Origin of the sequence: Yeosuana aromativorans (assembly GCF_014646655.1) — a bacterium.
Lineage (GTDB): Bacteria > Bacteroidota > Bacteroidia > Flavobacteriales > Flavobacteriaceae > Yeosuana > Yeosuana aromativorans.
The window spans coordinates 477,692-496,285 of the sequence record NZ_BMNR01000001.1; the positions used below are offsets into that span (position 1 = coordinate 477,692).

General features: G+C 35.0%; 21 protein-coding genes. 1 reads left to right on the plus strand and 20 read right to left on the minus strand.

The genetic code is table 11. The annotated features are described in order from the left end of the window. Nucleotides 1–4 precede the first annotated feature (4 nt). From IEW94_RS01865 to cyoE, 14 genes are all read right to left on the minus strand, one after another. Complete coding sequence (locus IEW94_RS01865) at nt 5–1,282, minus strand: efflux RND transporter periplasmic adaptor subunit (protein WP_188649565.1); 1,278 nt, start codon at nt 1,280–1,282, stop codon at nt 5–7. Between the two features lie 6 nt (nt 1,283–1,288). Continuing rightward, nucleotides 1,289–2,620, minus strand: a complete 1,332-nt coding sequence (locus IEW94_RS01870; RefSeq protein ID WP_188649566.1) for a TolC family protein — start codon at nt 2,618–2,620, stop codon at nt 1,289–1,291. 101 nt (nt 2,621–2,721) lie between these two features. Next, nucleotides 2,722–3,885 carry an efflux RND transporter periplasmic adaptor subunit gene (locus IEW94_RS01875; RefSeq protein WP_188649567.1) on the minus strand — a complete coding sequence of 388 codons (1,164 nt, stop codon included), beginning with the start codon at nt 3,883–3,885 and terminating at the stop codon, nt 2,722–2,724. 22 nt (nt 3,886–3,907) lie between these two features. Then, entirely contained in the window at nt 3,908–5,167 is a 1,260-nt protein-coding gene (locus IEW94_RS01880) for an ABC transporter permease (RefSeq protein ID WP_188649568.1), read from the minus strand. 1 nt (nt 5,168) lies between these two features. Further along, on the minus strand, nt 5,169–6,413 hold the full coding sequence (locus tag IEW94_RS01885) for an ABC transporter permease (protein ID WP_188649569.1): 1,245 nt from the start codon (nt 6,411–6,413) through the stop codon (nt 5,169–5,171). After that, nucleotides 6,406–7,107 carry an ABC transporter ATP-binding protein gene (locus IEW94_RS01890; protein WP_188649570.1) on the minus strand — a complete coding sequence of 234 codons (702 nt, stop codon included), beginning with the start codon at nt 7,105–7,107 and terminating at the stop codon, nt 6,406–6,408. The genes IEW94_RS01885 and IEW94_RS01890 overlap by 8 nt, the downstream gene beginning before the upstream one ends. Before the next feature lie 133 nt (nt 7,108–7,240). Then, complete coding sequence (locus tag IEW94_RS01895) at nt 7,241–7,468, minus strand: CAMCR motif-containing small membrane protein (protein ID WP_188649571.1); 228 nt, start codon at nt 7,466–7,468, stop codon at nt 7,241–7,243. After that, nucleotides 7,461–8,006 carry a DUF420 domain-containing protein gene (locus tag IEW94_RS01900; protein WP_188649572.1) on the minus strand — a complete coding sequence of 182 codons (546 nt, stop codon included), beginning with the start codon at nt 8,004–8,006 and terminating at the stop codon, nt 7,461–7,463. Before IEW94_RS01900 ends, IEW94_RS01895 begins: the two co-directional genes overlap by 8 nt. Next, nucleotides 8,006–8,746 (minus strand): SCO family protein, encoded by a 741-nt coding sequence (locus IEW94_RS01905; RefSeq protein WP_188649573.1) that lies wholly within the window; start codon nt 8,744–8,746, stop codon nt 8,006–8,008. The genes IEW94_RS01900 and IEW94_RS01905 overlap by 1 nt, the downstream gene beginning before the upstream one ends. Further along, on the minus strand, nt 8,733–9,455 hold the full coding sequence (locus tag IEW94_RS01910; RefSeq protein ID WP_188649574.1) for a hypothetical protein: 723 nt from the start codon (nt 9,453–9,455) through the stop codon (nt 8,733–8,735). Before IEW94_RS01910 ends, IEW94_RS01905 begins: the two co-directional genes overlap by 14 nt. A gap of 105 nt (nt 9,456–9,560) precedes the next feature. Then, nucleotides 9,561–9,941, minus strand: a complete 381-nt coding sequence (locus IEW94_RS01915) for a cytochrome C oxidase subunit IV family protein (protein ID WP_188649575.1) — start codon at nt 9,939–9,941, stop codon at nt 9,561–9,563. 20 nt (nt 9,942–9,961) lie between these two features. Then, complete coding sequence (locus IEW94_RS01920) at nt 9,962–10,942, minus strand: cytochrome c oxidase subunit 3 (protein ID WP_188649576.1); 981 nt, start codon at nt 10,940–10,942, stop codon at nt 9,962–9,964. 79 nt (nt 10,943–11,021) lie between these two features. Continuing rightward, nucleotides 11,022–11,603, minus strand: a complete 582-nt coding sequence (locus tag IEW94_RS01925; RefSeq protein WP_188649577.1) for a cytochrome c oxidase subunit 3 — start codon at nt 11,601–11,603, stop codon at nt 11,022–11,024. 7 nt (nt 11,604–11,610) lie between these two features. Next, nucleotides 11,611–12,501 carry a heme o synthase gene (cyoE, locus tag IEW94_RS01930; RefSeq protein WP_262890487.1) on the minus strand — a complete coding sequence of 297 codons (891 nt, stop codon included), beginning with the start codon at nt 12,499–12,501 and terminating at the stop codon, nt 11,611–11,613. Nucleotides 12,502–12,649: 148 nt separating this feature from the next. Between cyoE and IEW94_RS01935 the strand changes: the two genes are divergently transcribed. Continuing rightward, a complete protein-coding gene (locus IEW94_RS01935) occupies nt 12,650–13,513 on the plus strand; it encodes an MBL fold metallo-hydrolase (protein WP_188649578.1) in 864 nt (287 codons plus the stop codon). Nucleotides 13,514–13,515: 2 nt separating this feature from the next. Here IEW94_RS01935 and IEW94_RS01940 read toward each other — a convergent pair whose 3' ends face one another. From IEW94_RS01940 to gcvH, 6 genes are all read right to left on the minus strand, one after another. Continuing rightward, complete coding sequence (locus IEW94_RS01940; RefSeq protein WP_188649579.1) at nt 13,516–13,857, minus strand: DUF6970 domain-containing protein; 342 nt, start codon at nt 13,855–13,857, stop codon at nt 13,516–13,518. A 46-nt stretch (nt 13,858–13,903) separates the two neighbouring features. Continuing rightward, nucleotides 13,904–16,003 carry a gliding motility outer membrane protein RemB gene (gene remB, locus IEW94_RS01945; protein ID WP_188649580.1) on the minus strand — a complete coding sequence of 700 codons (2,100 nt, stop codon included), beginning with the start codon at nt 16,001–16,003 and terminating at the stop codon, nt 13,904–13,906. A gap of 110 nt (nt 16,004–16,113) precedes the next feature. After that, complete coding sequence (locus IEW94_RS01950) at nt 16,114–16,860, minus strand: energy transducer TonB (RefSeq protein WP_188649581.1); 747 nt, start codon at nt 16,858–16,860, stop codon at nt 16,114–16,116. Nucleotides 16,861–17,039: 179 nt separating this feature from the next. Continuing rightward, nucleotides 17,040–17,762, minus strand: a complete 723-nt coding sequence (locus tag IEW94_RS01955; protein ID WP_188649582.1) for an energy transducer TonB — start codon at nt 17,760–17,762, stop codon at nt 17,040–17,042. Between the two features lie 58 nt (nt 17,763–17,820). Then, nucleotides 17,821–18,201: a VanZ family protein gene (locus IEW94_RS01960; protein ID WP_229669417.1), complete on the minus strand. Its 381-nt coding sequence runs from the start codon at nt 18,199–18,201 to the stop codon at nt 17,821–17,823. Next, on the minus strand, nt 18,194–18,574 hold the full coding sequence (gcvH, locus tag IEW94_RS01965) for a glycine cleavage system protein GcvH (RefSeq protein ID WP_188649583.1): 381 nt from the start codon (nt 18,572–18,574) through the stop codon (nt 18,194–18,196). The genes IEW94_RS01960 and gcvH overlap by 8 nt, the downstream gene beginning before the upstream one ends. Nucleotides 18,575–18,594 lie beyond the last annotated feature (20 nt).

The window sequence follows — 18,594 nt, forward strand, 5'->3', positions numbered from 1 at the left end:
TTTTCTACTTATTATCTTCTTGTTTCTTTATTTCAACTTTATCACCATCTTTTAACGTTTTGGTGATAACATTATAGGGCCCTGTAATAACTTCTTCTCCTTCTTTAAGCCCTGAAACAATTTCAATATTACTATCATCTTGAATACCTGTTTTTACAACACGCAGTTTGGCAACATCATTGTCTTTTACAAAAACGCATTCAAATTTTTCGTCATCAATTGAAGATGTTGTTGCAACATCCTTGGTTTTTGTTTTTGTAGTTGTTGTGTCTGTTTTGATTGTAATGGCACTGATTGGAACATTTATGGCATCTTTTCTAACATCAGTAAAAATATCAACGGTAGCGGTCATACCGGGTCTGAATGGTGAATAGCCATCAGGTTTTCCTTGCAATAAATCTTGGAATGAACTTTCTAAAATTCTGATTTTCACCTTAAAATTAGTAACCTGGTCTGCAGAACTTACTTGATCGGCAGAATTGGAAATCTCTGTAACCACGCCTTTAAATTCCTTTTTCAAATAGGCATCAACCTCAACTCTTGTTGAATCTCCAATGTGTACTTTAACAATATCGTTTTCATTGACGTCTACTTCAACTTCCATATTGGTGAGGTCTGCAACACGCATTATTTCAGTTCCAGCCATTTGCTGAGTTCCAACAACACGTTCTCCCAGTTCAACATCCAATTTAGAAATTGTTCCGGCCATTGGTGCATAAATAGTGGTTCTATTAAAATTATCAATAGCCTCGTTAACTGTTGCACTGGCACTTTTAACATTATAATATGCTGATTCTTTGTTAGCCAAGGCAATTTCATAACTTGATACAGCTTTATCCCAATCTGCCTTAGAAATAATGCCTTTTTCAAAAAGCTGCTTATTTCTTTCATAACTTGCTTTAGCTTCTTTTAACGTAGCTTCTGCTTGGCTTAAATTTGCTTTTACGTTTTGTAAAGTTGCTTGTGAGCGGTTAAGACTGGACTGATAGATGTCTGGATTGATACGAACCAGTAAATCGCCTTTCTTGACCTGTTGTCCTTCAATAATTGGTAATTCTATTATTTCTCCAGAGACTTCACTAGAAATTTTCACCTCAACCTCTGGTTGGATTTTTCCAGTTGCCGATACGGTTTCAATAATATCTGATCGTTCAATTTTTTGGGCTTCAATCTCTTTGTAATTACCACTCTTTCCAAACCATCCTGCTTTTTTTCCACCAATTAAAACAACCAGCAGAACAACTGTAATTGAGATGATGATAATAAGTGATTTTTTACTCATTTTAAATTAATTTAGTTCTGTAATGGGAATTCCAAAATAAAATTCCAAGACCTTAAGTTTAAATATATAATCATATTTAGTCCGTATCACATCACTCTGGGCAGCCTCATACCTGTTTTGTGACTGTCCGTAATCAAAAGCATTTAATAACCCAACATTATAGCGTTCTTTTGAATAACTAAAGGCTTCTTCCCTAGCACTTAATGTTTTTTGAGCAGCTTCATAAGCTTTTAAAGCGCCTCTTGCATCATTATAGGCTTGATAAACTTTGGTTTCTAAATCTAAATTGGCTTGTTCTTGCTGTGTTTTGGCACGTTCTAAATTTACTTTGTTTCGTTTAACATCATTTCGTAATGAAAAGCCATTAAAAATAGGAATGTTTAATCGCAAAGAAATATTATGTCTTTTGTTATCTGATATCTGTGTTTCAAAATCAGGTGTATCAAATAATCCTGATGTGAAATAATTTGAACTAAAACTGTAAGAACCTGTTAACGTTGGTTGCAAAGCTCCTTTAGCTATTTTTAAATTATCCTCTGCTATTTTTGTATTGGTTTCGGCTATTTTCACCTCATAGCGGGTCTCTTTGGCTTTTTCTATAATTGTACTGGGTGACTCTTTAAGAATATTGGTAAGTGGCACATCATAATTTAAATCCACAATATCAAAATGCTCATAATCTTCAATTAATAAGGTTTGTGCCAATTCAATTTTTGATATCAAAAGTGCATTTTCACTATCCACAATTTGTTGTTCTTGTGTAGCCAGTGTTGCTTGAATTTCAAGCACATCTCCTTTTGGTAAGGATCCGGCATCAACTAACTCCTGCGTACGCTTCAAGTCTTGTTTGGTAATTTCCAATTGTGATTTTAAAACCTTAAGCTGTTCTTTATTGAACAATATTTGTAAAAACGAATTGGCAACAAACAATGAAATATCATCTTTCATGTTGTCCAATTTATATTGATCTGCCAATATTTGCAAATTAGACCTATGTAACTGGTGCAAATTACGTTGCCCTTTATAAAGATCAAGGCTTGAACTTATGCCTCCTGAAAGATTTCTACTTTTTGAGGTTACGGTTATTGGCCCAGATGGACTTGTAATTTGATCTAAACCAATACTCCATGAATGGGACGCCGATGCATTTAAAGACGGCAGAAAATTACCAATTGCATCCTTTTTGTTGATTTCTGAAGTTTTCAAATCCATTTCACTTTGCTTGATGGAAATGTTATTCTCCAACGCATAATCCACACAAGCCCTAAGTGTCCATTTATGATCTTGGGCATATAGGCTAACTGTTGAAAGTAATAGTATAAAGATTGTTTTTTTCATCCGTTTGTATTCATTGTTTTTTATTGTCACATAAAATTCGCCAAGGCTTATTTCGTATGTAAAATATTGGTCTATGTAACCGTTAAAGTGTTACAGATAAATTAATTATTTTGTGCATAACTTGGAATTCCCTTGATTTGATTCCACACTTTTATCTTATCAGATTTAGAAATACCACCTTTAACTTCTACAAAGATACCATCACTTATGCCAAGTTGTAAATCACGACGTTCAAATTTTTGGTCACCTACCTCAACCTCAACATAAGGTTGTTTGGTCTTACGATCATATTGAACCAAGGCTTCCCTGATAGCCATGACATTTTCGGCTTTATCAAGAATAATAGATGCATTAGCGCTTAGGCCCGCTCTGATAAATGTAGAATCAATGGATTTAATACTGCCTTTAATTTCAAACTGAATGGCACCATTTTCTGCTTCTCCTTTTGGAGCTATGTAATCCAAAACGGCATCAAACTTTTGGTTTTCAATAGCACCAACCGTGATTTCAAGTGGCAAGCCTTCTTTGATTTTTCCAACCTCACTCTCATCTACTTTTCCTTCAAATATCATTTTTTTCACATCAGCCAAAGATGCAATTGAAGTCCCTTCATTAAAATTATTGGCTTCAATAACTTGGTTTCCTTCTTTTACAGGAACATCCAAAACCATTCCTGAAATGGTTGCCCGTACTTGGGTTTGAGCAATTTTGCCTAATCCGCTGGTTGTCCCTGTTTTTATGATATCATAATTTTGCGTTGCAGAAGTCAGATTGATTTGAGCTTGTTCCACGCTTTGTTTTGCCTGTAAATACGTGTTCTTGATACCCTCAAATTCATTTTCAGAAATAACCCCTTTATCAAAAAGTGCTTTTTGACGATTGTAATTAGACTCTTCTGTTTTAAAATTTATTTTTGCAGTTTCCAGTGCTGTTTTACTACTTGCTATATTATTCTTGGCACTAGTTAAGGATGATACATTTGGAATTACCCTAATTTGAGCTATTAAATCACCTGATTTGATATATTGTCCGGCTTCAATATAAATATCCTGAATAACTCCTGATACGTTTGGTTTTATGAGCACTTCTTCTTTTGGAACAATATTTCCAGTAGCCATGGTTTTTACAACAATAGTTTGCTCACTAGGCGATTCTGTGGCATAGGTTACTGGATCCTCTTGATTTTTTTGCCATAAATAAATTAAAGCCGTAGCAAAACATGCTACAATTACAACTAAAAGGATAACGGTTTTGGTTCTTTTCATTTTTATTCGGTGATTATTATGTTTATTCTATTCTTAATGCGTCAACTGGTTTCATTTTGGTAGCACTATTAGCAGGAATCAACCCTGCCAAAATACCTGAAACAACTAATATAATGAGTGCTGTAAAGACAACGCCCATACTTACACTTGGGTTTGAAAAATTATCAACAGGTCCACTTAAATCCAATAAGTAGTTCATCAGCCATATGATTCCGGCTGCAAATGAAATGCCTACCATGCCAGACATAATGGTCAATATAAGGCTCTCTTGAAGAATCTGTGCTTTTACCACAAAGGGTGTTGCTCCCAAGGCTCTTCTAATACCTATTTCCTTGGTACGTTCTTTAACTACAATTAGCATGATGTTGCTGATACCTATAATTCCAGACATGAGGATTAAGGACCCCACGAAATAGCCTACAAAAGTTAAAATGGCAAACAACCCATTAACCCTAGCATAATCTTCAGAAATATCATGATATCCAAATGCTGCATCGTCATCAGGATTAACCGTATGTCTTGTTTTTAGCACATTTAAAATCCTAGGCTTTAAACTGGTTATATTAACATCATCATAGGCGGTTATAGCCATCCATCCCACTTTATCACCAAAATTAAAAACTTGTCCAAAGGTTGTAAAAGGCGTAACAATGGTATTTACTTCTTCTTGTTGATCACCTCGGCTCTTGCTGTATTTAAAAATACCAATAACCATAAAATTGACGCCATTAATTTTAAGATAAGACCCTATAATCTCCTCGCCTTTTTTATACAGTGATTTTTCAACACCGGTACCTATGACACAAACCTTTCGCTTTTCAGTTAAATCTGATTCATTTATAAATCTTCCTTGGAGGATATCCATAGGATTTTGATTAATAATATCAGGCACGTGTGCCTCCACCTGAAAGGCGCCGGTTTCACTTCCCCTAGTTACGTTATTGGCACCCATATAACCTCCCAATCTATTTTGAGGTGACACATATTTGATTTCAGGAATTTGCTGTTTTATAGCTTCAACATCGTCTAAATCCAAATCAAAACGTCTGTTTTTTGGCAATCCCTTGTAGGGTATAGTGGTTCCTCTTACATACACAAAAGACGAGTTGGCCGCAAAATTACCAAAACTTGAAACCACTCCCTTTTGTAGCCCATTGGTAAGCGCCAACAATAGAACCAAAATAGCTATGCCCCAAAACACGCCAAATGCCGTCAAAAACGTTCTAAACTTATTGGCGTTTAGAGCTTCTAAAATCTCGTCCCATCTCTCTTTGTTAAACATATTATTCGTCTCTTAATGCTACTATAGGTTTAATTTTTGCAGCTCTGTATGCTGGGAAAAAGCCGGCAAAAGCACCTGCAATCACTAAAATAAATACCGTGGTCAATGCCGTATTAAAATCTACTTGTGGATATTTAATGAAATCATTTTTAACAAGTGGGCCAATGACTTCCAGTAAGCCCAACCCAAGAATGAGTCCAAACATACCTGAAAACATGGTTACAAAAATAGCCTCTTGTAAAATCATTCCAACAATTGATAATGGAACGGCTCCCAATGCTTTTCTGATACCAATTTCCTTGGTGCGTTCTTTAACAATAATCAGCATAATATTGCCAACACCCACTACTCCTGCTATGATAGTACCAATCCCAACAAACCAAAATATGAGTTTGATAACATCAACCAATGAAAAAATTTTCTGTGCCTCTTCAAGATTGTTATTAACCCGGATAGCTCCAATATCATTTGGTGCAACCGTATGCATTTGTTTTAATTGGTCTTCAATGGCCAATGTAATATTTTGGGAGAGTTCAACGCCTTTATCAAAGTTTTGAGGCATCTTTACGGTGTAGCTCATATTGTTGATTCTATCGGCACCGTTAAAGGATTTTTGAGCTGTAGTGAGGGGAATATATATTTGGCTTTCTTCATCTTCTCCTCCAGGATCATAATAAACACCTATTACTTTAAAATTTATTCCATAAATAGACACGTGCTTTCCAATAGGGTCTTCGCCTTTAAATAGATCTTGTTTGATCTTATTACCTATAACAGCTACCTTACTTGAATTGTTTAAGTCTGATTCATTTATAAATCGTCCTTCGCCGATGTCTGAATTTTCTATAAACTGATAATCTGGCAAAGAACCCCAAACCCTGTAGTTATTTGATTCTTTTCCATAGTTTACAAGCGCTCTCCAAATCATATAGTTTGCAGATTCATATTCCAGAAAATCTGCATAATCATTGGACAACTTATTAAAATCTTGATTTTTAAGTTGAATACGCCTTCCCGGGTTTAAACCCTTATACCCTTTTGTAGTTCTTCCGGCCCAAATACTGATCTTATTGGTTGCATCTCTTTCAAATTGAGATTTCACACCGTTTTGGATTCCAGAGCTAAAACCCAATAAAATAACCAAAATAAAAATACCAGACGCTACCGAAAGCCCTGTTAAAAACGTTTGTAATTTGTTTTTCCTTAACGTTTCAAATATTTCCTGCCAACGCTCAATATCAAACATATACCGAAGCTCTTACTTGTTGTACCGGGCTATCATCAATGATAACGCCATCTTTAAGGTGCACAATACGTTTGGTCATTTGTGCTATATCATGCTCATGGGTCACCATTAAAATGGTTTTTCCTTCATCATTAATGCCCTGTATTAATTCCATAACCTCTTGTGAGGTTTTAGAATCTAAGGCACCTGTTGGCTCATCGGCCAACAAGACTTTTGGGTTACTTGCTAGTGCCCTAGCTATGGCCACACGTTGTTTTTGTCCACCAGACAATTCGCTTGGCAAGTGATTTAACCAAGGTGTCAACCCAACTTTTTCAAGATAATACTCTGCTTTTTCTATGCGCTCTTTTCGTTTGATTCCTTGATAGTACAAGGGCATGGCGACATTATCCAAAGCCGATTTATAATTAATAAGATTAAAGGACTGGAAAATAAATCCTAAAAACTTGTTCCTGTAGTTTGCTGCAACTTTTTCGTTTAGGTTTTTAATGGGAACACCATCCAATACGTATGACCCTGAATCGGCTTCATCCAAAATACCAATAATGTTAAGCAAGGTTGATTTACCTGAGCCCGAAGAGCCCATGATAGAAACCATTTCGCCTTCTTTTACATTAAAGTTGATTCCTTTTAGAACATGAAGGGAATTGCTTCCCATATGGTAAGATTTATGCAAATCCTTGATTTGTATCATAGATAGATGGTTAATTCAGCAAAAATAGAGAAAACAGCGCCTATTTTATCCTAAGGAATTGTTAAGACTTACTAATTTTTCTTACTTAAGTAAGACTCCTAAAGCTCTAAAATGTTACAAAGAAAGTAATGTTTTAGCCTTTTTTTGTGTAGAAAAATTTCCTGTAAATAATGACACCAATGCCTGCAATAAGTATGTAAGGAATAGCCATTAAGTACACAATGCCATTATTGATACCAGCTGCAGCACTTTGCCCTTCTTCATTTTCAAGGACCGCTCGGCACATAGCACATTGTGCATCAGCAGGGATTGAGATGAACAGAACTAAAATTAATATGATATATACTTTGGTTTTAGACATAGTAAGGCGAAATCATGATGTAAACCACCACGCCAGAAATGGCAACATATAGCCACAATGGGAACGTGATTTTCGCTATTTTTTTATGCTTTTCAATATTGTTGGTAATGCCTCTTACGTAAGTAATCAATACAAAAGGAATGACAACAATAGACATTAAAATATGCGTTATTAAAATAGCAAAATACATGTACTTTAACAAGCCATCTCCTCCATATTTGGTAGAATCACTTGTCATATGGTACGCTACGTACATGACCAAAAAGGCTAATGACAATACAATGGCAAACTGCATCAAGCGTTTATGAAGATTGATTTTTTTATTTTTGATAGCCATAAAGGCCATTACCAAAACCAAAGCCGTAACGGCATTGATACAAGCATATATGGGTGGCAAAAAAGTCAATGGTTGAATATCAAACCCTAGCTCACGTAAGTTTACCCCAAACAAGATAGCTACTACAACGGGGATAGCTATGGATAGGATAAGTATCCATGTATTGTATTTCTTTTCGGTGGTTAAATTGGCTTGTGTCATTATTCTTTTAATAATTTAGCAATATCTTCTTTTAACATGGTTATCTCTTGTTCCATGCCTGTTTCATCTACTTGTTCGGCTTCGGAAATCATACCATTATAAAAAATTATGGGATTTCCTCCTACAACTCTTGATCGTATAAATCCTTTTTTATCAATAAGTGCAACATTACCGGAATGCTCAAATCCACCAACAACAGTTGAATCTTGGGCTGTATACAAATTAAATCCTTCGTTTGCCAATTTGTAAATGTCTTCTTGATTTCCTGTCATTAAATTCCAATTGGGATTTGTCACGCCATATTTTTGAGCGTATTCCTTTAAAACCTCTGGTGTATCATGCTCTGGGTTGATTGTAAATGAAGCGACCCCAAAATCATCATTCCCAATGAACTCATTTTGAATTTTAACAAGATTGGTATTCATTCTTGGGCAAATGGTTGGGCAGGTTGTGAAAAAGAATTCTATAACGTATACTTTCCCCTCATAATCCTTGTCCGTTATGGTTTTTCCATCTTGATTTACAAAACTGAAATGTGGCACCTTTTTTTTCTTACCATTGATTTCAATGTAGGCTAAATCTGATGGTGTTGCTTTTTTTCCCTTGACGTAATCCGTTCTGCTTTCATCTCTGGTTATATCATCATGATTGATTCTATCCATGATTTTGGGAATAAAATAGATTCCAAAAACCAAAATAATAAATGAAATGCCTATGTATGAATAATTACTTTTTTTCATCCTGTATATTTATATCGTTGGCTCTTCTTATTTCTGAATTAAAGTCGCCTTTTCTTTTTTGCCTGTACTCTGTAAACAAAATTCGCATGTCTTCACTCATTTTGTTCTGAATGTCATCCACCAAAATGCAATCATAGGAATTCAATCCGTAAACAGGTTTGTTTCTGGCTTTTTCATTGTCTTTTCTATCGTCAATGCGTCCACGTTGATTCAAATCCTTGTCTATGATAAAAACGGCTTTTGTTGCCATATCAGAATCTAGTGGCGTATTGCTCTTCAAACTATTAAAAACAGCTTGAACATCTTGTGGACTTCCATAAACAAAATGCCAAAACCGAGTGTCTTCATACGAACTGATTTCCGTTTTCAATCTTTCTGTTTCTACTTCAGTCCCTTTTGGAACCACCATAACAATTTGAAACTTTTTAAACCCTTTAAACTTATCATACACCAACTCTTTTAAATTTGAAGCGGCCAGATAATTATCCATTGGTTTGGCTCCAAGAAAACCAAGAACGGTTATATGATTCTTAAGGAGAATATCCTCACCTGTATCTGATGAAAACTGCTGCAAATCCATAACGTTTTCATTAACTATATCTATCGGTGTATAATTATGGGTAGCAGGGTACAGAAACAATAAAAACGTGACTGGCAACAAAAATAAAATCCCTAAAACTATATATCGTTTTGTTTTTGTATTATTCACTTACAGGGCTTATTTGTTAACATTAATAGAGTGCAAAAATAAAAAAAGGTGGTTTAATTAACCACCTTCAGTATATCTTTTAACACAGTATTATGGTGTTTGGTATTAAAAATCAAATTTAATGTAACCATTGTGATACACATCATGAATGTATCCGCCTTCTTGCAATAAGATAAATACCAAATATATGATCAAGAATACAGCCGTCCATACTACCATACGCTTTAAACTGGGCACTTCGTCCCTCATGTGCATAAAGTCCCAAGTGATATAGTAAGCCTTAACAATGGTCAAGATGATGAAAATCCAGTTAAGGGCTTTCATGCCTAAAAAGTGACCTGATAAAGATTCTGGTTTGTATATACCCAAGATAACCTCTACCGTTGTTATTATGGATAATAGAATTAAAACACCCCAAATTTTTTGAGTATTGGATTTAAACTTGATTAAACCTCTTAAAATTTCCAATTTATGTGCGTGTGCCATTTCTAATTATTTTATATCAATTAAACAAGGTAGAAGAATGTAAATACAAATACCCAAACTAAATCCACAAAGTGCCAATATAATCCAACTTTCTCAACCATTTCATAGCTTTTGCGTTTTTCATAAGTACCTAAAATAACATTAAAGAAAATAATGATATTGATGACGACCCCAGAAAATACGTGAAATCCATGGAAACCAGTAATGAAAAAGAAAAAGTCTGCAAACAGTGGAGAACCATATTCATTGTGATGCAAATTGGCTCCTTCTACAACTTGTGTTGCCTGAGATTTTAATTTATTTAGAGATTCTTCTCTTGACAAAACTGTTGGATGGCCATGCTCATTTAAAGCTTGTGTTCTCACTAAAATGTTGTCATGGCTTTCCAACCCATGGATAACATTTTCAATAGTGTAAGTAGGTGTTGTACCTTGAGCTTCAGAAACCAGTCCATTAACATCTTCATGCATGACGTTTTCTACAGGTGTGGCAACTACAAAATCTTTTAAGGCAACGCGTTCCCCATTGGTGTCAACAAACTGTAAAATATTACCACCCTTTGTTTGTACTGCTCCATAACTTCCCTTGATGAATGTTGACCATTCCCAAGCTTGAGACCCAACAAATATAAGACCACCTATAATGGTCAATAACATATAAATGGTAACTTTTGATTTCTTTAAGTGATGACCTGCATCAACAGCTAATACCATGGTTACAGATGACATAATCAATATAAATGTCATGAACGCCACATAAATCATGGGGTGTTCTTGACCGTGCAAAAATGGCACGTGGGTAAATACTTCATCGGCAATAGGCCAAGAATCTATAAACTTAAATCTTGAAAATCCGTAGGCTGCCAAAAACCCAGAGAATGTTAAGGCATCTGAAACAATGAAAAACCACATCATCATTTTACCATAACTTGCATGCAAAGGCTTGGTGCCTCCTCCCCAAGTTTTACCTTCTGTTCCAGTATTTACAACTGTTGTACTCATATTTATTGGTTGTTATTAAAAAAGTTGCACAAAAATAATCAATTTATTTATCTATGAAAATATCCAAGTCTAAAATTAATTATCTTACAAAATATAAAAATAAAAAGAGATATACCCAAAGTATATCAATAAAATGCCAGAATGTTGTTGCCAGTTCAAAACCAAGCATCTTGCTTCTATTGTATTTCTGCCTAAGGTGATTAAAAATTACTACCAATAAACAAATCAAACCTGCAACAACATGTAAAATATGCACCATGGCTATCAAATAGATATATGACATGGTAACATTACTTGTTGGCCCTGTAAAATTGTATCCTAGGTCAATAATTTGTTTAAATCCCAAAAACTGGCTGTATATAAACACCACTCCTAAAACCAAAGTAGCTAACAACCAAACCGTTGTTAAACTTCTATTATCTTTTTTTAAGGCGCTTTTTGCGAATATAAAAGTCAGGCTACTTACAAAAATAATAACTGTACTTATTACAAATTGATTGGGCAATTGAAAATCCTTTAACCAATCCGTTCTGGTACTGCTCACAATAAAAGCACTGGTCCAGGCCGCAAAAGACATAATAAGTGAGATGATACCAAACCATAGCATCATTTTTTTAGCTCTGATGGTTTTCTCTTTTTCCGTTCCTTGAGTTAAATCCATTTTTAAATTATCTTATAAATTTATCAATCACATAAACTATTTGAACAAGCGTGATGTACGAAACACTTGCCAACATAAGTTGTTTTGCGGCTTTTGTTGTCATTTTTTTAAACAACTGAACAGCGTAAAACAACATGCCCAGCCCCAAAACAAATACAATACAAGCTGATGGTATTGACAGATGTAGTTTCCCCGTAAACCCTAATACCGGCATGATGGATACCAATATGGTCCAAACCGTGTACATAATAACTTGAACAGCGGTACCTTTATCTTGTTTTCCTGTGGGCAACATATAAAATCCACCCTTTTTGTAATCATCAAATAAAAACCACCCAATGGACCAAAAATGGGGGAATTGCCAAAAAAACTGTAAGGCAAACAAGGTTCCTGGCTCAATTCCAAAATCATTAGTGGCCGCCACCCAACCTAACATAAATGGGATGGCCCCGGGGATGGCACCTACAAATACTGACAATGGTGTTTTGGTCTTTAATGGTGTGTAAACACTGGTATATAAAAAAATGGATATGGCCCCAAACATGGCCGTTTGCTTGTTGATGTTGTAAAGAATGATAATTCCCAACAAGGTGAAAACAGAAGCGATAATAAAAGCCGTGTTAACAGACATGCGGCCAGCAGGAATAGGTCTGTTTTTGGTACGATCCATCAAGGCATCCAAATCCTTTTCAATGATTTGGTTAAAAGCGTTGGAAGCGCCTACCATAAAATACCCGCCGAAAGCCAACAATATTAAGGTTTTAAAATCAACGGTGTCTACCCCTAACAAATAGCCAGCTAATGATGAAAACACAACGCTTAATGCCAATCGCATTTTGGTGATTTCCTTAAAATCTGAAATTACGGAACTTGCCGATAATGAATTAGAATAGTTCAATGTTACTTTTAATGGTGGCTTTTACAATGCGAGTGCAAAGATACTTTATTAATGAATTTCAGCAATGTTTTTTAAAGCTAAAATTTTGTTTTAACAATCTGAAATAAAAAGATTTCGTACTTTTAAATATCAATTAAACCAATCAAATATGAAAACCATCACATACTTTTGCTCCATTCTTGCTTTTTCAACGATCATCACTTCCTATTCACAAGATGTTGTTATTGAAACACAACAATTGTCAAAAAATGTGTATATGCTAACAGGGCAAGGTGGAAACATAGGTCTCTCAATAGGCGATGACGGCGTGTTTATGATTGATGATCAATTTGCAAGGTTAACTCCTCAAATTTTAGAAGCCATTAAAAAACTTAGTGATAAGCCCATCCAGTTTTTAGTGAACACCCATTGGCACGGCGATCATACCGGTGGCAATGAAAATATAGGCAAACAAGGTGTGACAATCATTGCGCAAGACAATGTGTATAAACGCCTGAGTGAAGCTACTCCTGAAACCCCAAAAATTGCTTTGCCAACCATTACGTTTAATGACAAGTTGCACATTCACATCAATGGTGAAGATGTGCTTGTTTTTCATGTTGACAATGCCCATACCGATGGTGATGCCTTGCTGTATTTTCCAGACAGCAATGTGTTACATACCGGAGACACGTTTTTTAGCGGACTCTATCCGTTTATCGATTTAGATTCTGGCGGAAGTGTTGACGGTTACATAGCAGCCGTAAAAAGAGCGTTGATGGTAGTGGATGATGATACTAAAATCATTCCCGGTCACGGTAAATTATCAAACAAAAAAGGATACGAATTTTTCTTGGGTATGCTTGAAGATTTGAAATCGAAAGTTTTAGCAGAAATTTCCAAAGGAAAAACCGAAGATGATGTTGCCGCAAACACAAGCTTAACCAAAACATATGATGATTTAGGTTACAGTTGGGCGTTTATAAATAGTGAACGGATACGAAGAACGTTTTATAAAGGCTTAAAACATTAATTTCACCTAGGGTCTACCCAAACGGTTTCAATAAATTTAGCATCCTCAAACTCCTCACAATCATTATATGGGCCGTCAAAACCCCCTAATGAACAAAGGGGCTCACAACTTGTAGAGATTACTGATGATTGTCCGTCTGGAAAGTTTTGAAAATTTAAAACGTAAACATAATCTCCTTTGTAAAGATATTTGTCAACACTGGCGCTTGGCGTTTGCTTATTGTTATTCTCTAAGAAATTGTCAATGTATGATTGAACACATTTTGGGTAATTGTTATTTAAATGATTGCTTTCACAGCCAATAGCTAACAAAACAACAGCAGCTCCAATTATTAATTTTAACATACGTGTTTTTATTTGATAGATGCAAATAAAGACAAATGGTTGCTTGCTAAAAATCAAAATACCAGTTAAACAAATCGGTTCGTAATCCGATGTTGAACCAAACGGTGTTGGACTTAAATGTTGTTGCTGTTTCTACCTCAGGGTTAAAATTCCTAAACGTGATGTCAGTAAATATCTTCAAGTTTGATGCAGGATTTATTAAATAACCGGCTTGCAAATTAGCATAAAAGGTGTTGGTTTTTATGCCTTGACCCACTGTAACGCCTGTATCAAACGGTCTGTCATTATAATTTCTATAAATATCGCCCCCATAACTAAAATTGTCGGTGCCATTATTGTAATCAAAACCTCTGACCCCAAAAATAAACTTGGCATTTCCAAACCAACGTTTGAAATGGTATCTTCCTATCACTATCGCTTCACTAAAATTGGAACCCCACAGGTGTGCCATGGATTGGTTTTCATTTCCATAATTTAGAATAATGGTGTTGTGCGAATAGGTATAAGGCCTCACCCTGTTATATTCAAATTGCAACAACAAATTATCCACTTTAAAGGCATCATAATATTTGATTCCCAATTGATAACCGAATTTGTTTTTCCAGCTTTTATCTCCCGCTTTTACATCACTTAATGAAAACTCATCCAAGATAAACTGACTGTATAGATTAATATTATCATTCCACTTGTATTTAGCAGAAGCACCAACCAGAGCATTGCCGGCTCCTTGCCCAGTTTCAAACTCAATGGCTCGGTAAAATATGATTGGATTCAGGTAGTTGATATCAAATCCTCTGTTATTGCTATTGGTCCATACTACAGATTCAAACAAACCTACATTAACCCGTTTGGAGACGTTCCAACTTAAATAATGATTGGCCATATATTTGGTTAAAAAAGCCCCATCAACCGTAGCTTCTGGCCTTACATCTTTTAACCACATCCAGGTATTTGTATATTTTATTTTCCAAAAGGTGGTATTGAGTTTTAAAAATGGATGCGGACTGGACACATCACTTAAAAACAAGGATCGATAACCATCACCAATAAAATTTTTACCATGACCAAACTGAATATTGATAAACTTGGCTGGCGCATAAGATAGATATGCTTCCGCTACTGGATAATCATACGAATCTGTCTTAAACCGTTTGCCAATTCCCCTACCGGGTACAATTGCAGGATCTGGGCCAAACGCCTTCAAACTTTCGGCGTAGTCATTGATATACTGTGCAAAGCGACCTTGGCTTTCAAAAACAGTTGCGTAAAAATTAAAGTGTTTACCCAAACCACCTTGCACCAACACGCCCCGAGTGTTATTGTAAGTGGTATTAAAATCAGCTTCAGTATCTTTTCCAACCTCTAAATCAAAAATAGGATCTATGGTAAACCAGTAGTCGTTCCCTTCCAATTGTACCAAATGTTCATTCCATAATTTCTTTCCTGCCCACGTATTTGTTTCCTTTTTTAAAGCGTCATTTTGAGCTTCAAAATCGTAATACTTGGAAACTTCATCATATACAAATGGTTTTGATGCTGTATGGCTATTGGTACCAATGAGGTTCATGCTTTTATCAAATCTAGAATAATCGGCATGGGTAAAGGGAATATTCAATTGACTTGAATACGCTTTATTTGTAAAGGTTTTCAGTGATTTGTTAACCTTATTAAATTCTGATTTTGCTTCTTTTTCAAGTATTGAAATTTCATTGTCATTTCTTAGGTCGGTTGTTTTTACCGGTTGATTAACAAAAGGAATTTTGATGGGTATAGAATATTGTTTAAATGTAGGATTTCCGTTGTACGTGCCCGGTTTAATTTTTGGGAACAAAGCAAATACGCGTTTGGCTTCTTCTTTTAGATCGTCATACATAGCATCCACATAAATAACCTTAAATTGACCTGTAGTATCCACTTCAAACAGCACCACCATTTCGCCTTTATAATTGTCATCCAATACCTTTTGGGGCACTTTAAAATTATCTGATACTAACTGAAAGACATGGTTGTCAAAACATTGTTGTTGTGATTCTAAGGACTGACTTTCGCAATCAGGAAAAACAGGTGGCTTTTCATAAAAAGCAACATTTTGCGAAAACAGGCTGTATTGAACTAAAAGTAGGAGTAGTACAATGAATTGCTTCATAGAATGATATAAGAATTGTTATAAAGCTGAAAGATACTATATTTTTGATAATGATATAAAAAAACCATTACCCTTTAAAGATAACGGTTTTACAAAATATTTTTTTAACTCTAATCCTGAACTTTAAAAATAATAGGCAAGGAGTAAATAACCCCAACGGGTTTATCTAGTTGTTTGCCCGGAACCATATCAGGAATTCTATTTATGACCCGCTCTGCCTCTTCATCCAATTTGGGATGTGTAGAACGCGCTCTAATATTTGTTACATGGCCCGTCTTATCAATTTTGAATACAACATTAATCCTTTGAATACCAGACAAACCATATTCTGGCGCAATGCTTCCATCAAAGTTTTTTTGTACTAGTTTCGAGATTTTTTCGGACATGCATTTTCTTCTTTCATCATTGTTTTTGGCTTCCTCACAACCCGGATAAATAGGAACTACTTCAACAAAATTGACTGATATATTTACTTCTTCATCTTTTTTAGGCACATTTACATCTTTAGGGTCGATAGGCTTATCAGAAGTTATATTTTGATCAGAACTTTCAATATCTAATGCATCTTTTATTTTCCAATCATTATCTACTATTTTAGGATTGGTCGTTAATATTACTTTCTTTCCAATTACCTTTTGTTTAATATCTGATTTTGGCTCATAAACCTTGTATTTATCAATTGAAACATCTGTGATGTTATCATCAGGAATTTTCATAACAATTTCCTTTGGAATTGTTGTTTCAACCTTCATCTCTAACAGACCATATACAGTCAATAGACAAACTATTAACCCTACTTGAAAGTAAATGGTTGTGCTTTTTTGTAAATTTGCATCATGCTTTTGCGGTTTTTTCACGATTCTCCCATTTTGCCGAATGGGTTCGTGAGTTTTCTTTGGATTACTCATAATATTTTTAGATTAAATGTTAATATTATGCTAAAATCACAATAAGCATACCAAAAAAGAAATCCCGTTACAAATTTTGTAACGGGATTTTATATTTAAGGTTTCTTTTGTTAAAGGACCTATTATTATTAATCTTGAACCTGGAATATAATAGGTAAAGAATATGGAACAGTTACAGCTTTACCTCGTTGTTTACCAGGCTTCATTTTAGGAAGCAATCCAATAACCCTGGCAGCTTCTTTTTCTAATCCTGGGTGTGGAGCTCTGGCCCTAATACCTGTGATGTTTCCTGTTTTGTCTATTTTAAAAATAACGTTAATACGTTGTCTTCCGCTTAATCCTAATTCTCCTGCCAATTCTGTGTTGAATTTTTTATTGACAAAATCAGAGATTTTTTCAGACATACATTTTTTCTTGGCATCGTTACCTTTTTCGTTTTCACAACCTGGAAAAACAGGTACATTTTCAATAACTGCAAACGGAACTTCAATATCTTCTTCTACTTCTTCCACTTGCACATCCTCTACTTTAGCAATTTCAGTTTCTTGATCAGCCTCAGTTGATTCTATAACGGTTTCCTCCACATCTTGTTCGTCCTCAACAACCTCAATAACTTCTGGTGCTGCTGGTGGCGGTGGCGGTGGTGGCGGTGTTTGTAATTGTTCTGTGATTGGGATTTCCTCGTCATCAAGTTCATCCATATTTACTTGACCTATGTCAATATTTGATTTATCATAGGTTTTGTGGTTAATCGCATAATTTGTAAGAAACAACATTAAAGCTAAACCAATCAAGAAATACAGTGAACTGTTACGTCCAACATCTGCTTTAGGATTTTTCTTAGGTTCCATAATTTATCTGTTTTGTAGATTGCTAAAATAACTATTTATTTATCAAAAAAACAAGTCTTCATATTTTTTTAATAAGATTTCTGTTTTTGAAATATATTATCAGTGATACAAACAATGCTCCTAAAGTGTCTGCAAAAACATCCTTTATATCTGACTGTCTGCTAACTGTAAAACTTCCTTGAAGTATCTCAATAATTATACCAAAGGACACAGAAATCAAAAAAGCATTAATAATACTTTTTGTTTTATTTAACTTGAATTGATATACCAACGTAACATACCATAACAATGCCAAGACTAAAAAAGAAAAAAAATGAAATATTTTATCTGCATTTTTGATATGGACTTCCTCAACAATACCATCAATTTGTATGAGACAAATGGTGGCTAATGCCAGGGAATATAGAATGGTTATAACAAGCGAATAAGTTTTAAGCACCTATCAGGTTTTTATAATCATCAGCTGATAAAAGCACATCCACTTGCGATAGATCTGAGCATTTAACCTTTATCATCCAACCTTCACCATAAGGATCACTGTTTACTTTTTCAGGTTCGTCCTCTAAAGTCTCGTTAAACTCAATGATTTCTCCAGCTAGTGGTAAAAATAAATCTGATACCGTTTTTACGGCTTCAACCGTTCCAAAAATTTCTTCAGCTTCAAGGGTTTCATCAAGAGTTTCAACCTCAACATAAACAATGTCGCCCAATTCACTTTGTGCAAAATCGGTAATGCCAATAGTGGCGATGTCGCCATCAATTTTAACCCACTCGTGGTCTTTTGTGTATTTTAATCCAGCCGGTATATTCATTTTGTTTTTATATTAGTTTT

Excerpts from the sequence above, each read along its gene's own strand:
- IEW94_RS01865 (WP_188649565.1), bottom strand. The coding sequence starts at position 1,282 with ATGAGTAAAAAATCACTTATTATCATCATCTCAATTACAGTTGTTCTG.
- IEW94_RS01870 (WP_188649566.1), bottom strand. The coding sequence starts at position 2,620 with ATGAAAAAAACAATCTTTATACTATTACTTTCAACAGTTAGCCTATAT.
- IEW94_RS01875 (WP_188649567.1), bottom strand. The coding sequence starts at position 3,885 with ATGAAAAGAACCAAAACCGTTATCCTTTTAGTTGTAATTGTAGCATGT.
- IEW94_RS01880 (WP_188649568.1), bottom strand. The coding sequence starts at position 5,167 with ATGTTTAACAAAGAGAGATGGGACGAGATTTTAGAAGCTCTAAACGCC.
- IEW94_RS01885 (WP_188649569.1), bottom strand. The coding sequence starts at position 6,413 with ATGTTTGATATTGAGCGTTGGCAGGAAATATTTGAAACGTTAAGGAAA.
- IEW94_RS01890 (WP_188649570.1), bottom strand. The coding sequence starts at position 7,107 with ATGATACAAATCAAGGATTTGCATAAATCTTACCATATGGGAAGCAAT.
- IEW94_RS01895 (WP_188649571.1), bottom strand. The coding sequence starts at position 7,468 with ATGTCTAAAACCAAAGTATATATCATATTAATTTTAGTTCTGTTCATC.
- IEW94_RS01900 (WP_188649572.1), bottom strand. The coding sequence starts at position 8,006 with ATGACACAAGCCAATTTAACCACCGAAAAGAAATACAATACATGGATA.
- IEW94_RS01905 (WP_188649573.1), bottom strand. The coding sequence starts at position 8,746 with ATGAAAAAAAGTAATTATTCATACATAGGCATTTCATTTATTATTTTG.
- IEW94_RS01915 (WP_188649575.1), bottom strand. The coding sequence starts at position 9,941 with ATGGCACACGCACATAAATTGGAAATTTTAAGAGGTTTAATCAAGTTT.
- IEW94_RS01920 (WP_188649576.1), bottom strand. The coding sequence starts at position 10,942 with ATGAGTACAACAGTTGTAAATACTGGAACAGAAGGTAAAACTTGGGGA.
- IEW94_RS01925 (WP_188649577.1), bottom strand. The coding sequence starts at position 11,603 with ATGGATTTAACTCAAGGAACGGAAAAAGAGAAAACCATCAGAGCTAAA.
- IEW94_RS01935 (WP_188649578.1), top strand. The coding sequence starts at position 12,650 with ATGAAAACCATCACATACTTTTGCTCCATTCTTGCTTTTTCAACGATC.
- IEW94_RS01940 (WP_188649579.1), bottom strand. The coding sequence starts at position 13,857 with ATGTTAAAATTAATAATTGGAGCTGCTGTTGTTTTGTTAGCTATTGGC.
- remB (WP_188649580.1), bottom strand. The coding sequence starts at position 16,003 with ATGAAGCAATTCATTGTACTACTCCTACTTTTAGTTCAATACAGCCTG.
- IEW94_RS01955 (WP_188649582.1), bottom strand. The coding sequence starts at position 17,762 with ATGGAACCTAAGAAAAATCCTAAAGCAGATGTTGGACGTAACAGTTCA.
- gcvH (WP_188649583.1), bottom strand. The coding sequence starts at position 18,574 with ATGAATATACCGGCTGGATTAAAATACACAAAAGACCACGAGTGGGTT.